Origin of the sequence: Bradyrhizobium sp. KBS0727, assembly GCF_005937885.2 — a bacterium.
Classification (GTDB): Bacteria; Pseudomonadota; Alphaproteobacteria; order Rhizobiales; family Xanthobacteraceae; genus Bradyrhizobium.
Genome location: NZ_CP042176.1, coordinates 6,012,543 through 6,035,656, shown reverse-complemented (window position 1 = coordinate 6,035,656; position 23,114 = coordinate 6,012,543). Strand labels below are relative to the sequence as shown.

Below are 23,114 nucleotides of genomic sequence, written 5' to 3'. Positions count from 1 at the left end.
CTCCTCACGGGAGCTTCGGCCTGGACGGCAGCTTGATTTTGAGGTCTTCAATTTTCATTCGCCCCATTGGAATGATCGTGTGGAGCAACGAGGAAGGTATTGCGAGGAGCCTTTCGTTGGCTCCTGCTATTGGATTCTTGTCGCCTGTGTCCCCAATGGAGCGGGAGGAGTATTCCCCGTGTTTCGCGAGAAACTCGCCGACATCACCATAGCGATATCGCGCGTGTTTCTTGAGATCGACCTGTGTCACGATGGCTGCCGCACGATCGCTGCAATCCTTGTTGAGGCAGCCGGAGTCATAGAGCATGCTCATCGCATTCTGAGCGACCTCGCGCCTCGTGCTCCCCCATTTCACGACCATCAGTAATTTGTCTGCAATTGAAGGAAGCAATCGCGCCTCGGCTGCACCGAATACAGGCGGCCCATCAATGATCACACAGTCGTAACGCTCGCGGAACTGACGGACGAGGCCCGGCATTTCTTCAGAGGCAAAAAGCGCCAACGGATGCCTGCGGCAACCGGTCGTCGGGAGGTAGTCGATCCCGGCCCCCGCGATGTGCCGGATGAGCTCCGCGGGCGGTCGATTCTGCAGGGGTAAATCGACGAGCTGTCTTGCGGTCGTATGGTCGAGCCAGCCAAGCCGCGAGTCTCGCCGCAAATCGAGATCGACCAGCAGCACGCGTCGCCCGAGGGCCCCAATGTAGGCCGCGATGCTCAGGGCCAACGTCGATTTCCCTTCCCCGGAAACGCTGGAGCTGATCAGGACCACCTTGGAGCTACGAGTGGATCCGGACAGCCCTAGCGTCCCAACCACCGACCGTATCGCCTCCGAGTATGCGGAAAATGGCTCAGTGAGGAGATGCTGGTCTGGGCGGATTGCGTGCTCTGGTAGAAGCTGCGGCACAAGGCCGACGCAGGAAATACCGAGCGCATCAGCGGCTTCTTGCTGGCTACGCAACCCGCGGTCCAGCCGCTCAAGGATAACCGCCAGCCAACTTCCGCCGATTGCAAAAACGATAAACGCGGGGAGGATGAAGAGGATCGGATTGTGGGAGCTAGGCCGCTTCGGCACCCCCGTCAGCAAGACGTTTCCTACGCCAGATGAACCGGTCTCCTGCTTGGCGCGCAACTCCTTTCGACTCTGCAGAAGGCGATCATAGTGCTGCGCACTACTCCCCGCATGAAGCAGGAGCTCGCGGAGTTTCCCATCGGCCGCTCGCTCCTCGCTGCTGGCGTTCTGGTCGGAGCTGGGTTTTTGCTGGATCGCCTTCTGCACCGCAGCCCCGGCTCTTTCCATCTCATACTTAGCCTCCGCAATCCGCTCATCAAGCCGCGCCAGTTCACGAATTGCATCTGCCTGCTTCTGCTCTGTCAGGTCATCGACGTAGAGCTGGACGATGCGGTTGGCGAACGCTGCGGCTTTCTCGGGGCTCGCCGACGTGTATCCGACGGAAATCACGCGAGAGCGACGCTCCTGGATGACTTTGGTGTTGCGTTCGAACTGTTCGAGGGACGGCACCGCTACGCGTCCACTCCAATGAAATTCTTCAAGCCAGACATTCAGGCGGCGCTTGAGCTCGCTCAGGCCTATCGTTTCCGTCACCGTCGAGCCATTCGGCTGGTCCAAAGCAGCCGGTCGCTGTGCGCCAGGACTGGCACCGGGCGTCGGCTCAAGGTCGACTGTGTTGCGCGCTGCTGACCGGAATTCCGGATCCTGCCAAAGGCTTTTGATGACACGCTGGAGATGGTCGCGAGAGCTGAGCAGCGTCACGTGAGTGTCAATGCTCTCGTCTATCGCCGACACGCCTGGCGCGCGTTCGGCATTTACCGCCGGAGGGTCAATCACGAGCTGGGCCATTGCGGTATATTTGGGTGGGATCAGCAGCCCGACGACAGCAGCGAGCATCGTACCGATTCCAGCGATCGTGAGGATTAGTGCGCTGCGGCGACGCAGGATGGCAGCGACTTGACTCAAGTGAAGGTCGTCCACCAGCCGCGGCTTGACCGCCGGTTGCGCGCCCGTCGCCTCGTGCTCGGCGGCCGGGCCTTTATCTAGATGAGCCGTGCCGTCAGCGGCATATTCGTCTAAACGCACCTGCAACATCTCTTAACCTCACCTGGCTATCAGCAATTCGTGGCGGATTGGAACGACCCACAGGCCGTAGGCACTCCGCCTGCAGAAGTTCACGTCCGCGATCATGCTCTCGACCGTCACGGACGGGTCGGGATCGAGAATGCCGGCGACGGTCCACATGGCCTTAACTCCCAACCCGAATCGTCCGGGCTCCGCGGGCATTTGCAGCAGCGACCAGGCAGAGCGCGATTGCAAACCAGAAGGTCGGATGGCGCACGATCAGATGGAAGATGCTGAATATGGCGAGCCCACAGAGCCATGTCGTCAGCGCATCTAACTTGGCCATGTGCGTCACGACGAGAGCTGTTGCCACGAGCCAGCCCAGGCTCAAGACAGCAATCAGCCCGCCTTGGATAAAGAGATCCAAGGATGTGTTGTGCGCCTCGAAATTCGGGGTGAATCCGTACTCCGGATGCTCGACGTGCTTCGGGTCATTCAGCGACTCCCGTCTGCTCGTCACGATAGTCGGCGGAATTTCAAGATGCGGGCCAGGTCCCAGGCCCAGCATGGCGGCCTCGATACCCCGGTGCATCGCCGCATTCCAGATCTCGATGCGCAGACGAGTGGTTTCCTGGGTGTCGTGATCGCCACCCCCCTTGGTCATTCCCTTGATGAGATCCTCGACTCCGACAAAAGCTCCGAGCGGCGTGGCATATGCCGCGGCCAGCGGCAGAGAAAGAACAAGGATCCACGCGAATGCGGAGCGCAAGGCCATCTGCCGCTCCAGCGACATTAACCATCTCAGGAGCTTGAGAGCGAAGAAGATCGGCCCGGCGGCAAGAAGGACAAGCAGGAATGCATCGCTCTTCGTGAGCCGACCCACGACAATCGCGACGATCATGCAAATCACAGCGGCGATCCGTTCACCGACTCCACGTGCCACTTCGGCAAGATGCAGCGAGACGAAACCGATCAACAGGCAAAAGTCAGCAAGTTGGTTCGCGTTGTCGCTCAAACCGCGAAACCGATCCCATTCCCAAGTGTCGAAATCTCCAGGGTCGACCACTTCCCAGCCGAACGCAACCTGAAGTGAAAGCCATCCCGTACCGAGCGTCGCCAACAGCCAAGCGACGCGATGCAGGCGAGAACCGGCCCCGGGCTCGACCACGCTCAGACAGCTGACGGCTGCGAGCAGCACGTAAGCCACGACATCATGCATGAACAAACCCGAATCGTGACGGTCACCGGTGGCAAATCCTGCCATCGTGCCGACGCACAGAGCGACCGCGAAAACCAGCCAGAAGATCATCAGCTTTGACAAAGCGGGCCTCGGCGCGGGACCGAGCCGACCCATCTCGCGGGAGAGCATCAGCAAAACCCAGATGGCCAAGCAAATTTCGCCTGGCCCAACGGCGGCGCCGGCCGGCCTCAACTGGGATGCCGTCGACAGCAGCAGGCCGATGGTGAACAGCACGTCCAGGACCACGTCATGCCTCCGTAGAGAAGTGCGAACTTCGTTCCGGCGCCACCACGTCCTGAGACGGCATGAGCTGCTCTCCCGTTGCTCCCAATCGCCGAACCGGCACGTCTTGGGCATAAGGTTCACGCTCAAGCGCGTCCTCGTGCATCGGCAAGCGGTTCGGAATGGAGTGCGTCGCCAGAGTTTCATACACCGCGGCGTAGCGCGCGACCGTGACGTCCAGGTTGAATTCCGTTCTCACCAGCTGCGCGGCGCGGGCGCCCATCGCCGCCGCGGCCGCCCGATCGCGAAGGAGGTCGAGAATTCTCTCAGACAAGAGTTGGGGGGCACGCGGCGGGACGAGAAAGCCATTCCAGCCGTCGCGAATTACGTCGGCGCAGCCCGGCATCCTCGTCGTCACGATCGGGCGGCTGGCTACTGCCGCCTCGAGGAGCGCTCGCGGCAACCCCTCGAGATATTCGGTCGGATACGCGAATACGTCGGCGACGCCAAGCAGCGCCGGCACATCGGATCGCCGACCGACGGCCACCGCATAAGGGGCATGGCGGTCGATCTCGGCTTGTGTCACTGCGAACGGCCCCTCGCTCTCGCGCGGTCCCACCAGCAGAAAGCGCACGCCAGGTCGCTGCCGGTGGACCAGCGCTGCCGCTTCGAGCAGCGTCGGAATCCCCTTCTGTCGCGTCATGCGCGTCACCGTGATGACGGCCTCGGACGCGCCCAGACCGAGCGCCTGGCGAAGCTCGGCGGGCGATGGTCCCGTCGCTGCAGCCCGCTCGAACCTCTCGATATCGATGCCGGAGCCGCGTATCAGCACATTGCCTCCTCTGCCGACCATCCGGTTGCGCATGAAGAAGGCCTGATCGTCGCGGTTTTGGAACACGGTCACCGCCGTCCAGCGGGCCGCCAATCGCTGGAGCGAGCGGGAGACCGGGCGTAACCCCAACGCCATCGGCGAACACGATGAATAGAGCCAGCCCAGTCCGTTGATTGTGACGATGACCCTCACATCACGGAGGCCTCTCGCCGCGAGGGGAACCAGCAAATTCAGCTTTGTGTCGAAGCACTGAACGAGGGCCGGTCGCACGTCGGCGATTAGCTTCGAGATCGTTTTGACGGCTGCCCAATCGGCCAGCGGATCGACGAACCGGGCGAAATGGAAAGGATGATAGTCGAGGCCGGCCTGCACAAACGGGGTGGGGTCGCCGGTCCCCGCAGCGCTTATCCGAAAGCCTTTGTCACGCAGCGCCAGCAAAAACGGGATGCGAAAAGAGTGGTCCTCTCCTCCAATGCAGAGCAGGTGCGGTCTCACGTGAGTATCCTCATTGCTGCCAGTCCGGATCGATCGGCATCAAAAGCGTACTCGCCATGACCGGCTGAGCACTGCGGCTGCGACGAGTCACGTCCGCCGCCCACCCGTCGATCAGATCGCAAAGCGGAATCCATTCGAATTCGCTAACAAGCGCGGCGAAGCGCCCTTCACATCGTTGTAGGTTGACGCGTTGGCGAAACTGATTTGTCGCCTTGATCCCAGCCACGCGGGGCTGCCCCGCATCGATCTCCCACGGGTGGATGTAGAAGATGTAAGGCGTCCCCGACCGCAGGATTCTGCGCACGCCCCAAACCCACGCCAGATAGGGAACGAACCGGAAGTAGCCGCCCCCGCCCCAGGGGATCCCGCGCTTGCCGAGCTGAATGCACGAGATACAGACTTCATAGAAACCGTCGCGGAGCAAAACGATCGGCTCGCCCGCATCCATCCCATTAAGCCGGCCATAGCGATCATGCGCGACGGTTGGCACGGCGGAAGAATCGTAGTCAAAACCCACATCCTGCAGGATCGGGATTGCCCATTCAGTGATGGAGAAGCTAGGCGCGCGGTAGCCGCGGACAGGTTTGCCAGTCAAGTCTTCGAGGTATTGCTTTGAGCGCAGTACGTCTGACCGGAACTCGCTGGGTCGGATCGAGTAGATAGGTTCGTGAGCATACCCATGAGATGCGACCTCGTGGCCCGCTGCGGCGATCGCGCGCACGAGCTGCGGACACTTCTCGGCCACCCAGCCAAGCACGAAGAACGTTGCGCGGGTCTTGCACGTGTCAAGAATTTCCATCATTCGCATGGTGTTGCGCTCGACCCGCGACTCGCATCGTTCCCATGCCTCGCGTGCGATCACACCATTCAGGTTAGCGGTATGGAACCAGTCCTCCACGTCGATGGATAGCGCGACCTTGCCGGAACCCGGACGCTCCGTGATCATGCTGGCCATCGCTCCCTCCTTTGCAACAGCCGGTGGGCGGCATTTTCTTGCGCAACTGAAAAGCAGTACCACGGCATGCCAGGAACGGTGCGTATATGACGGAGTACCTAGGTGGAGGTAAGCGGCCTGTGCGCTTGCCGACGTCGTTCGTGGTGCGGTGCGCACGATACCGGTTTCAGGTGGTAACCCGGCTTGGTCATGCATGAAGAATGCAGGCGAGAGTAAGCTCGGCTAGTTCAGCGCCGGCGAGGAACACGTCGAGCCGCGAGAGGGTGGTCGCGACACCAGCTACGACCGTACCACCTATGCCTAAAGGTCTGAGATTCGCCACATGAAGCACTTCGAAATCGTCGAATTGGCGGATGCGGGGCGCGAGGCAGAGTGGCAGACCTACGTCAAGAGCGCGCCACACGCTTCCGTGTATCACGCGCTCGAATGGCGGGATGTTTTGCTACGCGCCTTCGGTCATCGAAGCTGGTATTTGATGGCGCAGGACGATGGTGAGACGCGAGGGGTCCTGCCGTTGGTCGAGATGAAGAGCTCACTGTTCGGGCACTTCTTCGTATCGCTGCCGTTTCTCGACTATGGCGGCATTCTGGCCGACACGCCAGAGTACGAAGCGGCGCTGGCAACCGCCGCCGCAGGCTTGGCCGCGCAGAGAGGAGCGCATCACGTCGAGCTGCGGCAATCCTTTGCGGCGGCGAGATGCGCGGAGGTGGGATGGGCGGGATGGAAGCTGCGACAGCACAAAGCGGCGCTCGTCATCCCGCTGAACGCCGATCCCGATACACACTGGTCCGGTTTGAGTTCTCGCCTGCGCGGCAAGGTGCGAAAGGCCGAGAAATCCGGAGCCACGTTTTCAGTGGGAATGACCGAAGGGCTCGACGACTTCTATCGCGTGTTCAGCCTGAACATGCGGGATCTGGGGACGCCCGTTTACAGCCCGGCATTCTTCCAGAATGTCCTCCGGTTCGCGAAGGATGCGGCGGTACTGCTGGTGCACCGCGAAGGGCGGCCGGTGGCGGGGGCAATAGCGCTGCGCAGCGGCGAGCGGTTGGAACTGCCCTGGATCTGTTCCGATTACTCGCAGTCTTCCTTTAGCGTGAACGAATATCTGTACTGGAATGCCATTCAGTGGGCCTGCAGGTCGTGCGCCCGCGAACTGGACTTGGGCCGGTGTTCGATCGATGGAGGGACGTTTCGGTTCAAGATACAGTGGAACCCCGAGGTACGCCCGCTGTTCTGGTATTACTGGCTGGCGTCCGGAATCGAGCTGCCGGAATTGGGCCCCGACAATCCGAAATATGCGCTCGCGGTCCGTTGCTGGAAAACGATGCCGCTGGCACTCGCGAACCGGCTGGGACCGTGGATCGTCCGCAACATTCCGTAGCGGTTCTCGCCGGCGTCTGCGGCTGTCATTCCCTTGGCGATGACGCCGGCCACGACAGCCGAGAGACGTAGTCCGCGACTGGTCCGCCGGCTTGGCCCCAGTTGCTGGACCAGATCACTTGCGAAGCATCAGGCGATGGCGAGGCGTGAGTCTCGCTGTAGTAGTCACTCTTGGCATTGCGAGTCTGGGCGATGCGCCGAGTCTCGCCACTGCCGTCGATCCGGAGCGCGACAACCTCTTGGTAGAATGGCGCGTAGCCGGGGCTCCCGACCACCCTGGAGTAGCTCCCCTCGTAGCTCAGGAAAACCCAGCCCGGACGGTTGATATTGCGCGTCGAGGCGTGAGTGCCGTAGCCGGCGGGCGCCAGATCAGTGACCCTACCATCCTCAAGCCGCCGCTTGATGACGTGCCACTTGTCAGGATCGGCCTTGCTGATGCCCACATAGACATCGCTGCCGTCCTCATCGATCGCCATGTCGCCATGGCCAGGCCGGTGATGCTCAATCCAGTGCTGGACCTGCACGCCGTCCACGGTGAAGATATACGTGACCTCCGTTCCATCATCCATCCTGTGGAAGCAGTATGTGTACCGTCCGGAGGGCGAGATACCGCAGTACGCGTTGGTACCCGGGAGATTGCCGAGATTGATGTCCGGAAACTTCTTCCTCGCTGAAAGATCATAGGCGAAGGCCACGAGTGCGCCCGCGCCGTTCGATGCAACCACCACCAATCGATTGCCGTCACGGGATGGATTTCCCTTGTACGGCCCGAACTGGAGGTTGGCGTAGTCGGCGGGGGCGTAGACGATCGTGTTGGCGTTGCTCCGCGGCGCCCAGGTATAGATCGCGCGGCGGGATATGCAGATCATAAGCGCAGGATCGGTCGGGTGCCACTTGCAGTCATCGTTCATGGGGCGATGAAAGACCGGCTCGTACGTTCTGCCATCCAGAAAGCAGATGCCATTGCAGCCGTTGTTGATCGCCAACAGGCTTTGATCGGCGTTCCATGCTTGCGTGCTTGAATACCGGTGCCGACAATAGGCTGGGTTACAGGAAATACCCGCCGCAAGCAGCCGCCCTGGTTCGGTGACACGGGTGAAGCCCGTCCCGAACAGCGGGTCGGTCACCGCCTGTAGATAGTCGGGGCGAGGCATCGGCGGCGCGACGACGATCGTAGTTGTCGCCAGTTCGTCAAATGCCAGCGCGCCAAAGCCCGATGCCGCCAGCAGTGATGCCACGCAAAACACTCTCATGGCCTTCGACGCAAGCGCCTCGCCCAGGTGAGGTCTCGCGTATTCCGGTTGTAAGGCGCCAGAAAGCACGGCAGGCGAGGATTGTGGCCCTCGCCTCCAATACAGAGCAGGGGTCGGGTTCAAGGCCGGGATCCCTCTTAATCATTGCCGAATTAGAGAAGTTGCCAGCGCGCGACCGAGCATCACTATCACAGCGCTGCCGATCACCGCATAGCGTTGGAAAAACGTCTGGTCATCGCGATTCTGAAACATGGTCATCGCTGTCGTGTGCGCCGCCAACCGGCGGAGCGCGCGGTGGCGGCATTGATGCAGCACCAGGAAGAAAACGTTACCAACAACGGCCTGGAAAGGATCGATGCATTGCGGGGTACCCAGAACGGGGTATTCGCCCGACGGCTGACGCGGTGATGAGTTGCCCCCGGGCCGGAGGCAGGCTGGCATATTGCCAGCTCCGATCGCAGCGCGCAGAAAAGCCCGCGGAGTTGCAGGTCCGCGAGCCGAAAAGCCATTCATATGCGCGCATATGCGCGGCACTGAAACCCGTCGGACTGCGTCGATGATCCGGGAACAGGTGCGGCAGCTTTCGCGCGATTGCGACGCATTCACGTAAGCGCATCGGTACTCCGGGTATCGCTCCGTCAAGATTTCGGTATAGGAGACCGCGATGCTCGACATGATCGCGATCGGAATCCGTTGATGGGCTACCCACTTCGATGTAGCGCAACGAGCGAGCCGCCGCCCGCGGCGAGCGGGTGGTAATGCGCCTTAGCCATGCGCGCGGATGGCGAGCCAGCTAACATCGAGCATTGTTGAGGAGCCGCATTGACTTGAGGACCATGTTGAAGCGTGCTCGCGGTGCGAACATTTCAGTCAGATGTGGCCAGTCGGACGCGAGCGGTGAGTAATGAGTAAGGTGAGCAATACGATAAAATTATTAAAATTATACGGGAGAAGCAAATGAAAGCTGTCATCCAATGCGGCGGAAAAGGCATGCGCTTGCGGCCGCACACATCCATTTTGCCAAAACCACTTATGCCGATTGGAGCGCGACCCGTGCTTGAGCTATTGCTCAAATGGCTCAGACGAAACGGCATCAAGGACGTTTTCATCACGACTGGATACCTGGGTCACCTCATTCGCAGCGTTTGCGGCGACGGTAATCAGTGGAACATGCGGATCACGTACACCCAGGAGGTCGAACCGCTTGGAACGATCGGTCCGTTGTCACTCCTGCGCGAACACCTCGACGCACCGTTCCTGGTTCTTAACGGCGACGTGCTTACCGATCTCAATCTCAACCAGTTCGTGAACTGTCATCGACGACATCACGGAACTCTCACCATCGCTACCGCGACACGCCCCACCAAAATGGACTTTGGCGTGATCGACGAGACCGACGGTCGTGTGACCGAATTCCGCGAGAAGCCTGAGCTGTCGCATCTCGTCAGCATGGGTATCTATTGCATGGATCCCGCCATACTCGAACGCATCCCGTCGGGCGTTCCATTCGGCTTTGACGATTTGATCTACCAGATGCTGGAGGACGACATGCCGGTGAACGTGTTCAAGCACAACGGCATGTGGCTCGACATCGGCCGGGTGGATGACTTCCTCAAGGCTCAGGATGTCGCATGGGACGAGCAGTCGCCCGCATTCGCGCCAACCATCGCTGCTTGAAGCAGTGCCGCATGCGCGGAGATTGGTCTTTCCGGTCCAACGTTTCGCCCAGGTCGGGAGTGGAGACCAGAATATGCTATTGGTATCAGAGCCAATTTTGGGGGCGGAGGAGAAAGCAGCTCTTGCCGCAGTAATCGACAGCGGCTGGGTTACGATGGGAGACCGGGTCCGGGAATTCGAGCTGGCGTTCGCTCGCCTGCATGAAGCCGAGGATTCGATCGCCGTCAGTTCATGTACCTCAGCGCTCCACCTGATCTTGCACGCGCTTGGCATTGGACCGGGCGATGAAGTTCTCGTTCCATCGCTGACTTTCGTCGCCACTGCCAATAGCGTGCTCTACGTAGGGGCACAGCCGGTCTTCGTCGACGTCGCGTCGCCGGAAGTTCCTTTGATGTCGTTGGATGAAGCCGAAGCCAAGTGCACCGCGAGAACCAAGGCCGTCATAATCGTACATTTTGGCGGCTATCTGGCAAATCATGACGCCTGGCAGTCCTTTGCTCGCCGCAAGGGCTTGCTCTTGATCGAAGACGCCGCGCACGCGCCGGGGCTGCCTGTCGCCGGGACCTTCGGCGAGGCGGCGGCATTCAGCTTTTATGGCAATAAGAACATCACGACCGCTGAGGGAGGCGCAATCATTGCCCGCAGCCGCCCATTGAGGGAAGCCATCAGGCGAGCACGATGCCATGGCATGACGAGCGGCACACGGCAGCGCCTCGCCAGCCGCAGCCCGGACTACGATGTGACGATGCTGGGATTCAACTACCGTATGGACGAGTTGCGAGCCGCCCTTGGCTTGGTACAGCTAAAAAGATTGCCGGAATGGAATGACGTCAGGCGACGTCTGTCGCTGCGCTATCGCCAGCTCATTGCGGAGCACTGCCCATCGGTAATGGTTCCATTCACGAATTCATGGCCATCGGCACATCATCTGATGCCGGTGGTGCTTCCGACCGCAATCGGTCGGCAGGCCGTCATCGATCGGCTGCGCAAGCGAGGCATTCAGACTACCGTTCACTATCCCCCTGTGCATCGCCTGACGTATTACAACGATCTCTACCCAGAGTCCTATTTGCCGCGAACCGAGGAATTTGCCCGACGGGAGCTCACGCTACCTCTCCATCCCCGGATGATCCCGGGCAGCGTCGAGTTCGTCGTGAGATCTCTCACAGCCGCACTGTGTGCGGGGGCTTCGGTGGAGAGAATCGCATGAGCATGCACAACGCTGCGGACCAGTTCTCCAGACCATCCCTCGGGATGCAAATCGGCTTGCGGCCTGCTCTTGATATTCTTTGTGCCGGGACGGCGGCGTTGGTTCTCGCGCCCCTCATGCTGATCGTGGTACTTGCAATATGGATCGAAAGCGGAAGACCGATCCTGTTCTCGCAGCTTCGTCTTGGACAGTATGGACGGCCGTTCCGGATGTACAAATTTCGCAAATTCAGACCGGATTGCGACGACCGCGGATGTCCGTTGACTGTCGAAGGAGACGACCGTCTAACAGCGATCGGCCGCGTCCTTGCCGTAAGCAAGCTGGACGAACTGCCGCAACTCTGGAACGTTCTGCGCGGTGATATGTCGCTGGTTGGGCCGCGGCCAGAGTCGCTTGCTTTCATCGATTGTTTCCGCAACGGGTTCGAGAAGCTTCACGAGCACAAGCCCGGCATTTTTGGGCCGTGTCAGGTCATGTTTCGTCATGAAAGCAAGCTCTACCCCGCCGGTGTCGCTGCGGTGGAGTTCTATCGACAAGTTCTGTTCCCGGCTAAAGCGGCAATCGACCTCGCCTATTTCCCGAACCGGACACTTGTTTCCGATCTTGGCTGGATTTTTCGAGCAGCGTGGGCGATCGCGGCGGGGTCGCGGATCGAAACCGCTCCTGGAGGTCAGCCAAACGAAAACACAAAATGAGGCGGACATCGATGGCTACGAACTACCTTGGTGCCAAGGTCTTGGTGACAGGAGCGGACGGTTTCATCGGCTCACACCTGACAGAAGCTCTCGTTTCAGCAGGTGCCGAAGTGACCGCCCTTGCTCAATACAATTCCTTCGATAGCTACGGTTGGCTGGACGATTTGCCGGAGTTGGTCCGAGGGAAAGTCAATCTCGTCCGTGGCGACGTCCGCGATGCAGCTTTCATCAATCGCCTCGTGCTGGGCCAGGAAATCATTTTTCATCTCGCGGCACTGATCGCGATACCCTTCTCGTACGTCGCACCGCAATCTTATGTGGAAACGAACGTACTCGGCACCTTGAACGTTCTGGAAGCGGCACGGCAACACGGTACCGAGCGGATAGTGCAGACATCGACAAGCGAAGTGTACGGCACCGCGCTGACAATGCCGATCGATGAATCCCATCCGCTACAGGGACAGTCGCCATACTCAGCTTCCAAAATAGCCGCGGATATGATGGCGGAGGCATTCGCTAGGTCGTTCGGCGTACCGGTCGTAATCCTCCGGCCATTCAATACGTTCGGGCCACGACAAAGTGAGAGAGCGATCATCGGCACCATTATCCGGCAGGCGCTTGATCCTTCCTGCTCCGCGATCATGGTCGGCGACGCGACGACCGTGCGCGATCTCACGTTCGTTACGGATACTGCAGCGGCGTTCATGGCTGCCGGACTCGCAGAAAGCATGGAATACGGCCATGCATATAACGCTGGCAGTCAGCGGGCGATCGTGGTCGGCGATCTGATCGACGTCATCATCGACCTGACATTCAGCCGCAAGCCTGTGCTCCAAGAGGACAAGCGTCTGCGGCCGCCGAATTCGGAGGTACGAGCGTTGCTCGCTGATTGCACCCGCTTTGTACGTGCGACTGGATGGTCACCGCAGGTCAAGCTGCGCGAAGGGTTAGAAAAAACGGTCGAGTGGTGGCGTTGTCGTCTTTCCGACAAGAAGGTCCGCCGACAGATGGACTTCATCACGTGACGGCCCCTCTCAGGCGTACGCGAGTTAGCCCGCGCTGCGGCACACTTGCCGCGCAAGCCGTTTACTGGTCCTTGGCGGCTGGCAAGCCCGGGATGATGAGGAGTTACTGAATAGCAACGACCGCAAAAGCCCCGGGGCTCCGGTTTGAGTATTTGCCGGCTCCCAGATCTGAAGTCCCTCATGCAACTACCTCGTCGTAAGGGCCAGTCTCATGCCCCCTAGCAAACGCGAGATCGCTTTCATCGACCGTAACGTGGACGACCTCACCACATTGCTTGCAGGGCTTCGACCGCAGCTCGAACCAGTCTTGCTTTCGGGCGACGAGCCGGCAGTGCGGGAGATGGCGGCGGCGGTTCAGTACCGAACAGATCTCACAGCCATCCACGTCATCGCGCACGGAAGACCGGGCGAGGTGAGCTTTGGATCCCGTGCACTCGCGTTGGAGACGCTTGGGAAGGATTGGAAAGATCTTGCCGCGATCGGAAAGGCACTCAGCAGCGATGGCGAGCTATTGCTGTGGAGCTGCCGTACGGGTGAGGGAGAGCGTGGGGCGGCGTTCATCGAGAGGGTAGCGCGCGCGACCGCAGCGCGGGTCATGGCCGCGACGAAGCTTGTAGGCGCGGCCGGCGTGGGCGGCAGCTGGACCCTTGACAGTGCACGGGACGTGCGACCACCCCTGACGGTCGAGGGCATGGCGACGTATCCCGCCGTGCTGTCGGTCAAGAAGGCTTCTCTGACCGGGATCACAACAGACACCGGTAGCGTTGGCGATTTCATCACTGATGACAATAGTTTGGTGTTCAGTGGCTCAACTAGGGATAGCGGAAGCAGTACGCTTGGGATCTGGATATCCGGCGGCGTCTACGGCTCGCTCAATGGTGGCAAAGGGACGCTCATCGGAACGCTGGCGTTGTCTCCGGGGCAAACAGGGTGGAGCTTTGATTTCACCGGTACAAAGCTTGCCGATGGAACATATGCGATCAGTCTGACCGACGGAACGACCAGCGGCGCTTCACTGCTGAGCAGCCAAGTGATTACGATTGATACCGTTGCGCCAACGGTTTCCTCCATTGCGACCTCGGGCCCCGGCATCACAAACGGCAGCGGCGATCTCAATGCAAGCCGCGTTGTCACATTGACGGTCAATTTCAGCGAGAAGGTAACCGTCAATACGGCGGGCGGCATTCTGACGCTGGTGCTGAACGATGGTGGGATTGCGACCTACGCCGGTGGTTCCGGCACCAGCGTATTGACCTTCAGCTATACTGTTGCGGCCGGGCAGAACACGTCCGACCTAACGGTAGCATCTTTTAGCCTAAATGGCGCGATGGTGCAGGATATTGCGGGAAACACCGCCAATCTCACAGGAGCAAACAATTTCAATCCTGCCGGCACGCTGATCATTGATACCGCCGCGCCGGTGGTTCCGACGGGCGTAACGCTCGACACTACGACGGACAGCGGCACGGTTGGTGACGGAATCACCAATTTCTCGCAAGTGAAGATCGACGGCACGGCTGGACCCGGGAGCACGGTGACGTTGTACGACACGAATGGCAGCACGGTACTTGGTACGGGAGTCGCCGGCGCCACGACGGGCGCATTCAGCATCTCGACGCTGGCCCTGTCGAACGGAACCCACAACATCACGGCGACAGCGACGGATGCCGCTGGCAACGTTAGCGCCGCGTCGGCGGGCTATGCGGTGACGATCGACACCGCGGCGCCGGGAGCGCCGACCGGTCTCGGACTGGACCCGACGACGGACAGCGGCACGCTGGGTGACGGAAGCACCAGCTTCGTACAGGTGAAGATCGACGGTACGGCTGAGCCCGGCAGCACGGTGACATTGTACGATACGAATGGCACCACCGTCATCGGTACCGGCACTGCGGATGCCACGGCCGGGGCGTTCAGCATCACGACCTCGGGGCTGTCGAGCGGAGCGCACGGCATCACCGCCAAGGCAATGGATGCGGCCGGCAACACCGGCGCGGCGTCGGCTGCCTATGCGGTGACGGTGGACACCACCGCGCCGGCAGCCCCGACCGGCCTCGCGCTCGACCCGACGACGGACAGCGGCACGCTGGGTGACGGAAGCACCAGCTTCGTACAGGTGAAGATCGACGGTACGGCGGAACCTGGCAGCATGGTGACGCTCTACGATTCGAACGGGACCACCATCATCGGCACCGGGGCGTCAGACGTTACGACCGGCGCGTTCGGCATCACGACCTCGACGTTGTCGAACGGCACTCACGACATCACTGCGAAGGCAACGGATGCAGCCGGCAACACCGGCGCGGCGTCGACTGCATATTCTGTGACAGTGACGTCGACAGCGCCGCCGGCGCCGACCGGGCTGTCGCTCGATATAACGACCGACAGCGGTGCCACGGGCGACGGCATCACCAATTTTGGTCAGGTCAAGATTGACGGCGCGGCGGCCGCTGGCAGCAGGGTGACGCTGTACGATACGGATGGGATCACCGTACTCGGAACGGGAACTGCCGATGCCACAACGGGTGCGTTCAGTATCACCACGTCGACACTGTCGAACGGAACGCATAATATCACCGCCAAGGCGACAGATGGAACCGGGAATACCAGCGCGGCGTCTGCCGCGTACGCGGTGACGGTGGACACGATCGCGCCCGCTGCGCCGGCGGGACTGTCACTGGATAGCACGACGGATAGCGCTACGCCGGGCGACGGGATCACCAACTTTACACAAGTCAAAATTGACGGCACGGCCGAGGTCGGCAGTTCGGTGACCTTGTACGACAGTAATGGCACGACGGTGCTCGGCTCGGGCATTGCCAACGCCACAGCCGGCGCATTCGGCATCGCGACATCGGCGCTGGTGAACGGAACCCACAGCATCACTGCCAAGGCAACGGACGCGGCCGGCAACACCGGCGCGGCGTCGGCCGCGTATGCGGTGGCGGTGGATACGATTGCGCCAGCCGCGCCGACGGGACTGTCACTGGATAGCACAACGGACAGCGGCACGCTGGGTGACGGGATCACCAACTTTACACAAGTCAAAATTGACGGCACGGCCGAGGCCGGTAGCTCGGTGACCTTGTACGACAGTAATGGCACGACGGTGCTCGGCTCGGGCATTGCCAACGCCACAACCGGCGCATTCAGCATCACGACATCGGTCCTGTCGAGCGGAACTCACAGCATCACCGCGAGGGCAACGGACGCAGCCGGCAATACCGGTCCGGCGTCCATCGCCTATGCAGTGACGGAGACAAGTGCAGCGAGCAGCTCGGAGATCGGCACGCAATTCTCCGGCCCTTCCGTTACGTCGACCTATCCGCCGCATAATGGTCTTGCCGTGGGGCCAAGCAACATCGTCATGGTGGAGGGGTCGCGGATCGAATGGACGAATCTTGCCGGCGGATCGCCAGTGCTGCAGTCGACCTACAATTTCTTCTCGTCGCTCTCGCCGACGGGCGGCTTGTATGATCAGCGCTGTGCGTACGACCCCATCAATCAGCGCTACATCGTGATCATGGAATATGGCGCGTCCGGCGGCGTCAGCGCCATCGACATGGCGATTTCCAAGGACTCCAATCCGAACGACGGCTGGTATTTTGCATCGTTGAACACGGCACTGACGATCAATAACCAGTTGACCGCTTCGGACCGCCCGATGCTGTCGGTCGACGGCACTAATATCTACATCACGGCGACGCAGGGTTCCGCCGGAACGGAATGCTGGGTCATCGGTGATACCGCGGGCCCTGGTGGCGGCATCTACAATGGCGGTACGCTGACCGTCACCGCGAACCAGCTCATCCCGTCCAGCCAGGGCGTTTTCTCGGTCGTGGCCGGTAACAACGGCAAGACCTACTATGCCTCGAGCTATTCCAACGGCAGCCAGATCGTCGTTGCGCTGCAGACCTATGACGTCGCCACCAGTACGTTCGGGCCCATCAGCACCATCGGGCTCGGCAATATCGATCAGGGCGGCTCCTATACGGCCCAGCAACTGGGAACGAGCCTTCTGCTGGATGCCGGCGACAAGCGGATCCAGAACCTCGTCTACGCCAACGGCTTTCTCTATGGCCTCACCGAGGAGAAGCCGATCGGATCCAGCGTGCCGCTGGTGCACTGGTTCAAGATCGACATCAGCAATCCCAGCAGCCCCACCCTGGTGGCGCAGGGCGACATTTCCGGCACCTCGCTCGGCAGCAATGTCGCGACCTTCAACGGCTCGATCGCCGTCGACGGGGCAGGGGACGTCATCATCAATTTCACCGCCAGTGGTCCGAACATGTATCCATCGGACTACTACGTCTTCCAGGGCGCCACCGATCCAGTCGGTTCGTTCAGTGCACCGATCCAGTATCAGGCGAGCAGCGGCTTCTTCAACTCCGGCAACGGATCCAGCGTCCAGCGCTGGGGCATCTATTCTACGGCGATCGCCGATCCCAACAATCCGAATACATTCTGGATTTCCAACGAATATGTCGCCAATGGCTGGTGGCAAACGTCGGTTGCCCAGGTCGGGGTCGACGTGGCGGAGGCGCCGACGCTTACGATCAGCAATGCGGCGCTGACCGTTTCCGCGGGAGGCTCCGTCCCGCTAGGCGTCCAGGTCACGCCCATCGACGCGGATGACGTGGTGTCTGTCACGATCAGCGGGTTGACCAGTTACGAGACGATCACCGATAATCTTGATCAGTCCATCTTCAGCGGCAGTTCGGTCACCTTGAGCGCTGCCGAGGTCAACAGCGGCCTGACATTACATTCATCGTATACTGGTTCGGACCACCCGGTAAACAATCTCAATCTCGCGGCGAGCAATACGACGTCGGGTGAAGCGGCAACGTCGGCAGCGCAAACGATCGTCGTTACAGATCCTCCAGGGACCTCATCCTCACAAATCGACACTGAATTCTCCGGCCCTTCCGTCACGAGCACCTATCCACCGCATAATGGCCTTGCCGTGGGGCCAAGCAATGTCGTCATGGTGGAGGGGTCGCGGATCGAATGGACGAATCTTGCCGGCGGATCGCCAGTGCTGCAGTCGACCTACAATTTCTTCTCGTCGCTCTCGCCGACGGGTGGCTTGTACGATCAGCGCTGCGCGTACGACCCCATCAATCAGCGCTACATCGTGATCATGGAATATGGCGCGTCCGGCGGCGTCAGCGCCATCGACATGGCGATTTCCAAGGACTCCAATCCGAACGACGGCTGGTATTTTGCATCGTTGAACACGGCACTGACGATCAATAACCAGTTGACCGCTTCGGACCGCCCGATGCTGTCGGTCGACGGCACTAATATCTACATCACGGCGACGCAGGGTTCCGCCGGAACGGAATGCTGGGTCATCGGTGATACCGCGGGCCCTGGTGGCGGCATCTACAATGGCGGTACGCTGACCGTCACCGCGAACCAGCTCATCCCGTCCAGCCAGGGCGTTTTCTCGGTCGTGGCCGGTAACAACGGCAAGACCTACTATGCCTCGAGCTATTCCAACGGCAGCCAGATCGTCGTTGCGCTGCAGACCTATGACGTCGCCACCAGTACGTTCGGGCCCATCAGCACCATCGGGCTCGGCAATATCGATCAGGGCGGCTCCTATACGGCCCAGCAACTGGGAACGAGCCTTCTGCTGGATGCCGGCGACAAGCGGATCCAGAACCTCGTCTACGCCAACGGCTTTCTCTATGGCCTCACCGAGGAGAAGCCGATCGGATCCAGCGTGCCGCTGGTGCACTGGTTCAAGATCGACATCAGCAATCCCAGCAGCCCCACCCTGGTGGCGCAGGGCGACATTTCCGGCACCTCGCTCGGCAGCAATGTCGCGACCTTCAACGGCTCGATCGCCGTCGACGGGGCAGGGGACGTCATCATCAATTTCACCGCCAGTGGTCCGAACATGTATCCATCGGACTACTACGTCTTCCAGGGCGCCACCGATCCAGTCGGTTCGTTCAGTGCACCGATCCAGTATCAGGCGAGCAGCGGCTTCTTCAACTCCGGCAACGGATCCAGCGTCCAGCGCTGGGGCATCTATTCTACGGCGATCGCCGATCCCAACAATCCGAATACATTCTGGATTTCCAACGAATATGTCGCCAATGGCTGGTGGCAGACCTCGGTCGCCCAGATCGGGGTTAAGTCCTCCGGCTCAACCACGGTAGCGTCGATCGTGACCTCCGGCCCCGGCATCATTGGTGGCAGCGGCGATTTGAACGCGGGCAAGGTGGTCACGCTGACTGTCAATTTCAGCTCAGCTGTCACGGTCGACACCACGGCGGGCTTACCGACGCTCGCGCTCAACGATGGCGGCAGCGCCACGTATTCCGGGGGGTCTGGCACCAGCGCGCTAACCTTCAATTATACCGTCGCTTCCGGTCAGAATACATCGGACCTGATTGTGTCGGCCCTGAACCTGAACGGCGCGACCATCCGGGGCGGAGTTGGCAACGCCGCCGACCTGTCGGGCGCCACCAACTACAATCCGGCCGGTATTCTGCAAATCGATACAACAGCGCCGCCGGTGCCGACCGGGCTCGCGCTCGATGCCACGACCGACAGCGGCGCGGTGGGCGACGGGATCACCAACTTCTCGCAAGCGAAGATCGACGGCACCGCGGAGCCCGGTAATACGGTGACGCTGTACGACACCGACGGGATCACCGTGCTCGGCACCGGAACGGCCAATGCCACGACCGGTGCATTCAGCATCACGACTTCGGCGCTTGCGGACGGCACGCACAGCATCAGCGCGAAGGCGAGCGACCCCGCCGGAAATACCAGCGTGGCGTCGGCCGCCGATCAGCTCACTATCGATACGGACCCGCCGCCGGCGCCGACCGGCCTCTCGCTCGATCCGTCCACCGACAGCGGCACGCAGGGCGACGGCATCACCAACTTCACGCAAGTCAAAATCGACGGTAATGCCGAACCTGGCAATACGGTGACGCTGTACGACACCGATGGCACCACCGTGCTGGGCACGGGCCTCGCGAATGCCACAACCGGCGCGTTCAGCATCACGACCTCAATGCTTGCGAGCGGAACGCATAACGTTACGGCGAAGGCTGTCGATGCTGCGGGAGACGCCAGCGCTTTGTCGGCTGCCTATGCCTTAACCATTACTACCAACGCGCCACCAGCCCCTACCGGCCTGTCGCTTGACGCGACGACGGACAGCGGCGTGGTAGGCGACGGGATCACCAGCTTTGCGCAGGTCAAGATTGACGGCACCGCCCAAGCTGGCAGCAGCGTTACCTTGTACGATACCAACGGCACCACCGTGCTTGGGACCGGAACGGCCAATGCCACGACCGGAGCATTCAGCATCACAACCTCGGTGCTTGCGGACGGCGCGCACAGCATCAGTGCGAGGGCGACAGACGGAATCGGAAATACCAGCGTGGCGTCAACCGCCTATCAGGTCACCATCGATACGGACGCGCCGCCGGTGCCGACCGGGCTCGCGCTCGATGCCACGACCGACAGCGGCGCGGTGGGCGACGGGATCACCAACTTCTCGCAAGCGAAGATCGACGGCACCGCGGAGCCCGGTAATACGGTGACGCTGTACGACACCGACGGGATCACCGTGCTCGGCACCGGAACGGCCAATGCCACGACCGGTGCATTCAGCATCACGACTTCGGCGCTTGCGGACGGCACGCACAGCATCAGCGCGAAGGCGAGCGACCCCGCCGGAAATACCAGCGTGGCGTCGGCCGCCGATCAGCTCACTATCGATACGGACCCGCCGCCGGCGCCGACCGGCCTCTCGCTCGATCCGTCCACCGACAGCGGCACGCAGGGCGACGGCATCACCAACTTCACGCAAGTCAAAATCGACGGTAATGCCGAACCTGGCAATACGGTGACGCTGTACGACACCAATGGCACCACCGTGCTGGGCACGGGCCTCGCGAATGCCACAACCGGCGCGTTCAGCATCACGACCTCAACGCTTGCGAGCGGAACGCATAACGTTACGGCGAAGGCTGTCGATGCTGCGGGAGACGCCAGCGCTTTGTCGGCTGCCTATGCCTTAACAATAACGACCACGCCGAGTTCATCGGAGATTGACACACTGTTCTCTGGCCCTTCCTCAAGCACCTATCCACCGAACAACGGTCTCGCGGTGGGATCGAACTACGTCGTCATGATGGAAGCGTCGCGGATCGAATGGACGAACCTCGCCGGCGCATCGCCAACCCTGCAATCGGTATACAACTTCTACGCCCCGCTCGGGGCAGCGGCGGACACCTCGCTGCACCATCCGCGCTGTGTGTATGACAGCGTCAATCAGCGCTACATCGCGATCATGGACAACAGTGCGTCGGGCCGCACTATCAGCACTATCGACATTGCTGTGTCCAAGGACTCCAATCCCAATGATGGCTGGTATTTCGCTGCGCTGAACACGTCGCTCACAATCAACGGTCAGTTGACCTCGGCCGACAGCCCGACGCTGTCGGTCGATGGCACGAACATCTACATCACTGCGACCCAGTACAACGTCAACGTCTCCGGCTCCCCCGGAACGGAATGCTGGGTCATCGGCGATACGGCCGGCGCGGGCGGCGGCATCTATAACGGCGGTACGCCGACCGTCACCGCGAGCGAACTCCTTCCGTCAAGCCAGGGCACCTTCGCCGTCGTGGCCGGCAGCAATGGAAAAGCCTATTACGCAAGCGACTACCGCAGCGGCAGCCAGATCGTCCTCACGCTGCAGACCTACGACGCGGCCACCAACACGTTCGGGCCCATCAGCACCATTGGGCTCGGCAATATCGATCAGGGCGGCTCCTATACGGCCCAGCAACTGGGAACGAGCCTCCTGCTCGACGCCGGCGATAGGCGAGCCCGTAGCCTAGTTTACGCGAATGGCTTCCTCTACGGCGTCGCCGAGGAGAAGCCGATCGGATCCAGCGTGCCGCTGGTGCACTGGTTCAAGATCGATGTCAGCAATCCGAACAGCCCAACCCTGGTGGCGCAGGGCGACATTTCCGGCACCTCGCTCGGCAGCAATGTCGCGACCTTCAACGGCTCGATCGCCGTCGACGGGGCAGGGGACGTCATCATCAATTTCACCGCCAGCGGCCCGAACATGTATCCGGGCGACTATTATGCCTATCAGAAGAGCGGCGATCCGCCCGGTTCGTTCAGCGCCCCCATCCTGTATCAGGCGAGCACCGGCTTCTTCAACTCGGGCGACGGCGCTAGTGTGCAACCGTGGGGCAATTATTCCACGGCGATCGCCGATCCCGCGAATTCGCATTCGTTCTGGGTGTCGAATGAGTATGTCGCCAATAGCTGGTGGCAGACATCCGTCGCCCAGATCGAGGTCAAACCCCTGGCGGAGGCGCCGACGCTTACGATCAGCAATACGGCGCTGACTGTTGCCGCGGGAGGCTCCGTTCCGTTGGGCGTCCAGGTCACACCGGTCGATGCGGATGACGCAGTGTCTGTGACGATCGGCGGGCTGACCAGCTACGAGACGATCACCGACAATCTTGATCAGTCAATCTTCAGCGGCAGTTCGGTCACCTTGAGCGCCGCCGAGGTCAACAGCGGCCTGACACTGCATTCGTCGTATACTGGTTCCGATCACCCGGTGAACAACCTTACCCTCGCGGCGAGCAATACGACGTCAGGTGAAGCGGCAACCTCGGCGGTGCAAACCATCGTCGTCACCGATCCCCCGGTGATCACATCGAGCCCGCAGCAATCGATCTTATCGAACAATCCGGCCCTTGCGGTTCCGGATTTCAGGTCGCTCGATCACGCGCCGGCAGGCGGCCCGGCACCGTCGCCATACGCCACGCTCGCAGGGTTGCTCGATCAGTATATGGCTGCCCGATCCTGCGGGGGCGCGGCCGGCGTGTGCCAGACCTCCTGGCCGGCTCCGCAGCAAGCGTGGCCCGGGGATCAGGAGTTTCTGACCAGACCACAGTGCTGAGCTCTGATCACTGGACGAAGTGGAGAGAAACGATGCGGACGGATGCGGCGCGATAGATCACCGTTCTCCAGCCCGCTCGCACACAGGAAGGCCAG

General features: G+C 61.0%; 13 protein-coding genes. 6 read left to right on the top strand and 7 right to left on the bottom strand.

Annotation, left to right across the window (positions count from 1 at the left end; all coding sequences use genetic code 11):
* Positions 1 to 4: 4 nt before the first annotated feature.
* The 5 genes from FFI89_RS28190 to FFI89_RS28175 are packed head-to-tail and all read right to left on the bottom strand — an operon-like array spanning position 5 to position 5,818.
* Entirely contained in the window at positions 5 to 2,104 is a 2,100-nt protein-coding gene (locus FFI89_RS28190) for a polysaccharide biosynthesis tyrosine autokinase (RefSeq protein ID WP_138830791.1), read from the bottom strand.
* Positions 2,105 to 2,113: 9 nt separating this feature from the next.
* The gene (locus FFI89_RS34605) at positions 2,114 to 2,254 is read right to left on the bottom strand and encodes a hypothetical protein (protein WP_168213080.1); all 141 of its coding nucleotides are present in this window, start codon (positions 2,252 to 2,254) and stop codon (positions 2,114 to 2,116) included.
* A gap of 4 nt (positions 2,255 to 2,258) precedes the next feature.
* Positions 2,259 to 3,560 (bottom strand): O-antigen ligase, encoded by a 1,302-nt coding sequence (locus FFI89_RS28185; RefSeq protein WP_168213079.1) that lies wholly within the window; start codon positions 3,558 to 3,560, stop codon positions 2,259 to 2,261.
* A gap of 1 nt (position 3,561) precedes the next feature.
* A complete protein-coding gene (locus FFI89_RS28180; protein ID WP_246669281.1) occupies positions 3,562 to 4,863 on the bottom strand; it encodes a glycosyltransferase in 1,302 nt (433 codons plus the stop codon).
* Positions 4,864 to 4,873: 10 nt separating this feature from the next.
* Positions 4,874 to 5,818 carry an XrtA system polysaccharide deacetylase gene (locus FFI89_RS28175; protein WP_210249038.1) on the bottom strand — a complete coding sequence of 315 codons (945 nt, stop codon included), beginning with the start codon at positions 5,816 to 5,818 and terminating at the stop codon, positions 4,874 to 4,876.
* A gap of 322 nt (positions 5,819 to 6,140) precedes the next feature.
* On the opposite strand from FFI89_RS28175, the gene FFI89_RS28170 reads away from it, so the two are divergent.
* Positions 6,141 to 7,199, top strand: coding sequence for a FemAB family XrtA/PEP-CTERM system-associated protein (locus FFI89_RS28170; protein ID WP_138830788.1), 1,059 nt, complete (start codon positions 6,141 to 6,143; stop codon positions 7,197 to 7,199).
* Between the two features lie 25 nt (positions 7,200 to 7,224).
* Here FFI89_RS28170 and FFI89_RS28165 read toward each other — a convergent pair whose 3' ends face one another.
* Complete coding sequence (locus FFI89_RS28165) at positions 7,225 to 8,436, bottom strand: hypothetical protein (protein ID WP_246669280.1); 1,212 nt, start codon at positions 8,434 to 8,436, stop codon at positions 7,225 to 7,227.
* Positions 8,437 to 8,592: 156 nt separating this feature from the next.
* Entirely contained in the window at positions 8,593 to 8,892 is a 300-nt protein-coding gene (locus FFI89_RS28160) for a hypothetical protein (RefSeq protein WP_138830787.1), read from the bottom strand.
* 516 nt (positions 8,893 to 9,408) lie between these two features.
* Here FFI89_RS28160 and FFI89_RS28155 point away from each other — a divergent pair.
* The 5 genes from FFI89_RS28155 (at position 9,409) to FFI89_RS35080 (ending at position 23,019) form a co-directional block, all read left to right on the top strand.
* Positions 9,409 to 10,128, top strand: a complete 720-nt coding sequence (locus FFI89_RS28155; RefSeq protein WP_138830786.1) for a sugar phosphate nucleotidyltransferase — start codon at positions 9,409 to 9,411, stop codon at positions 10,126 to 10,128.
* Between the two features lie 73 nt (positions 10,129 to 10,201).
* Positions 10,202 to 11,338: a DegT/DnrJ/EryC1/StrS aminotransferase family protein gene (locus FFI89_RS28150; RefSeq protein WP_138830785.1), complete on the top strand. Its 1,137-nt coding sequence runs from the start codon at positions 10,202 to 10,204 to the stop codon at positions 11,336 to 11,338.
* Positions 11,335 to 12,033, top strand: a complete 699-nt coding sequence (locus FFI89_RS28145; RefSeq protein ID WP_246669279.1) for a sugar transferase — start codon at positions 11,335 to 11,337, stop codon at positions 12,031 to 12,033. Before FFI89_RS28150 ends, FFI89_RS28145 begins: the two co-directional genes overlap by 4 nt.
* Before the next feature lie 11 nt (positions 12,034 to 12,044).
* Positions 12,045 to 13,058: an SDR family NAD(P)-dependent oxidoreductase gene (locus FFI89_RS28140; protein WP_138830784.1), complete on the top strand. Its 1,014-nt coding sequence runs from the start codon at positions 12,045 to 12,047 to the stop codon at positions 13,056 to 13,058.
* Positions 13,059 to 13,269: 211 nt separating this feature from the next.
* Positions 13,270 to 23,019 (top strand): Ig-like domain-containing protein, encoded by a 9,750-nt coding sequence (locus FFI89_RS35080; protein ID WP_246669278.1) that lies wholly within the window; start codon positions 13,270 to 13,272, stop codon positions 23,017 to 23,019.
* Positions 23,020 to 23,114 lie beyond the last annotated feature (95 nt).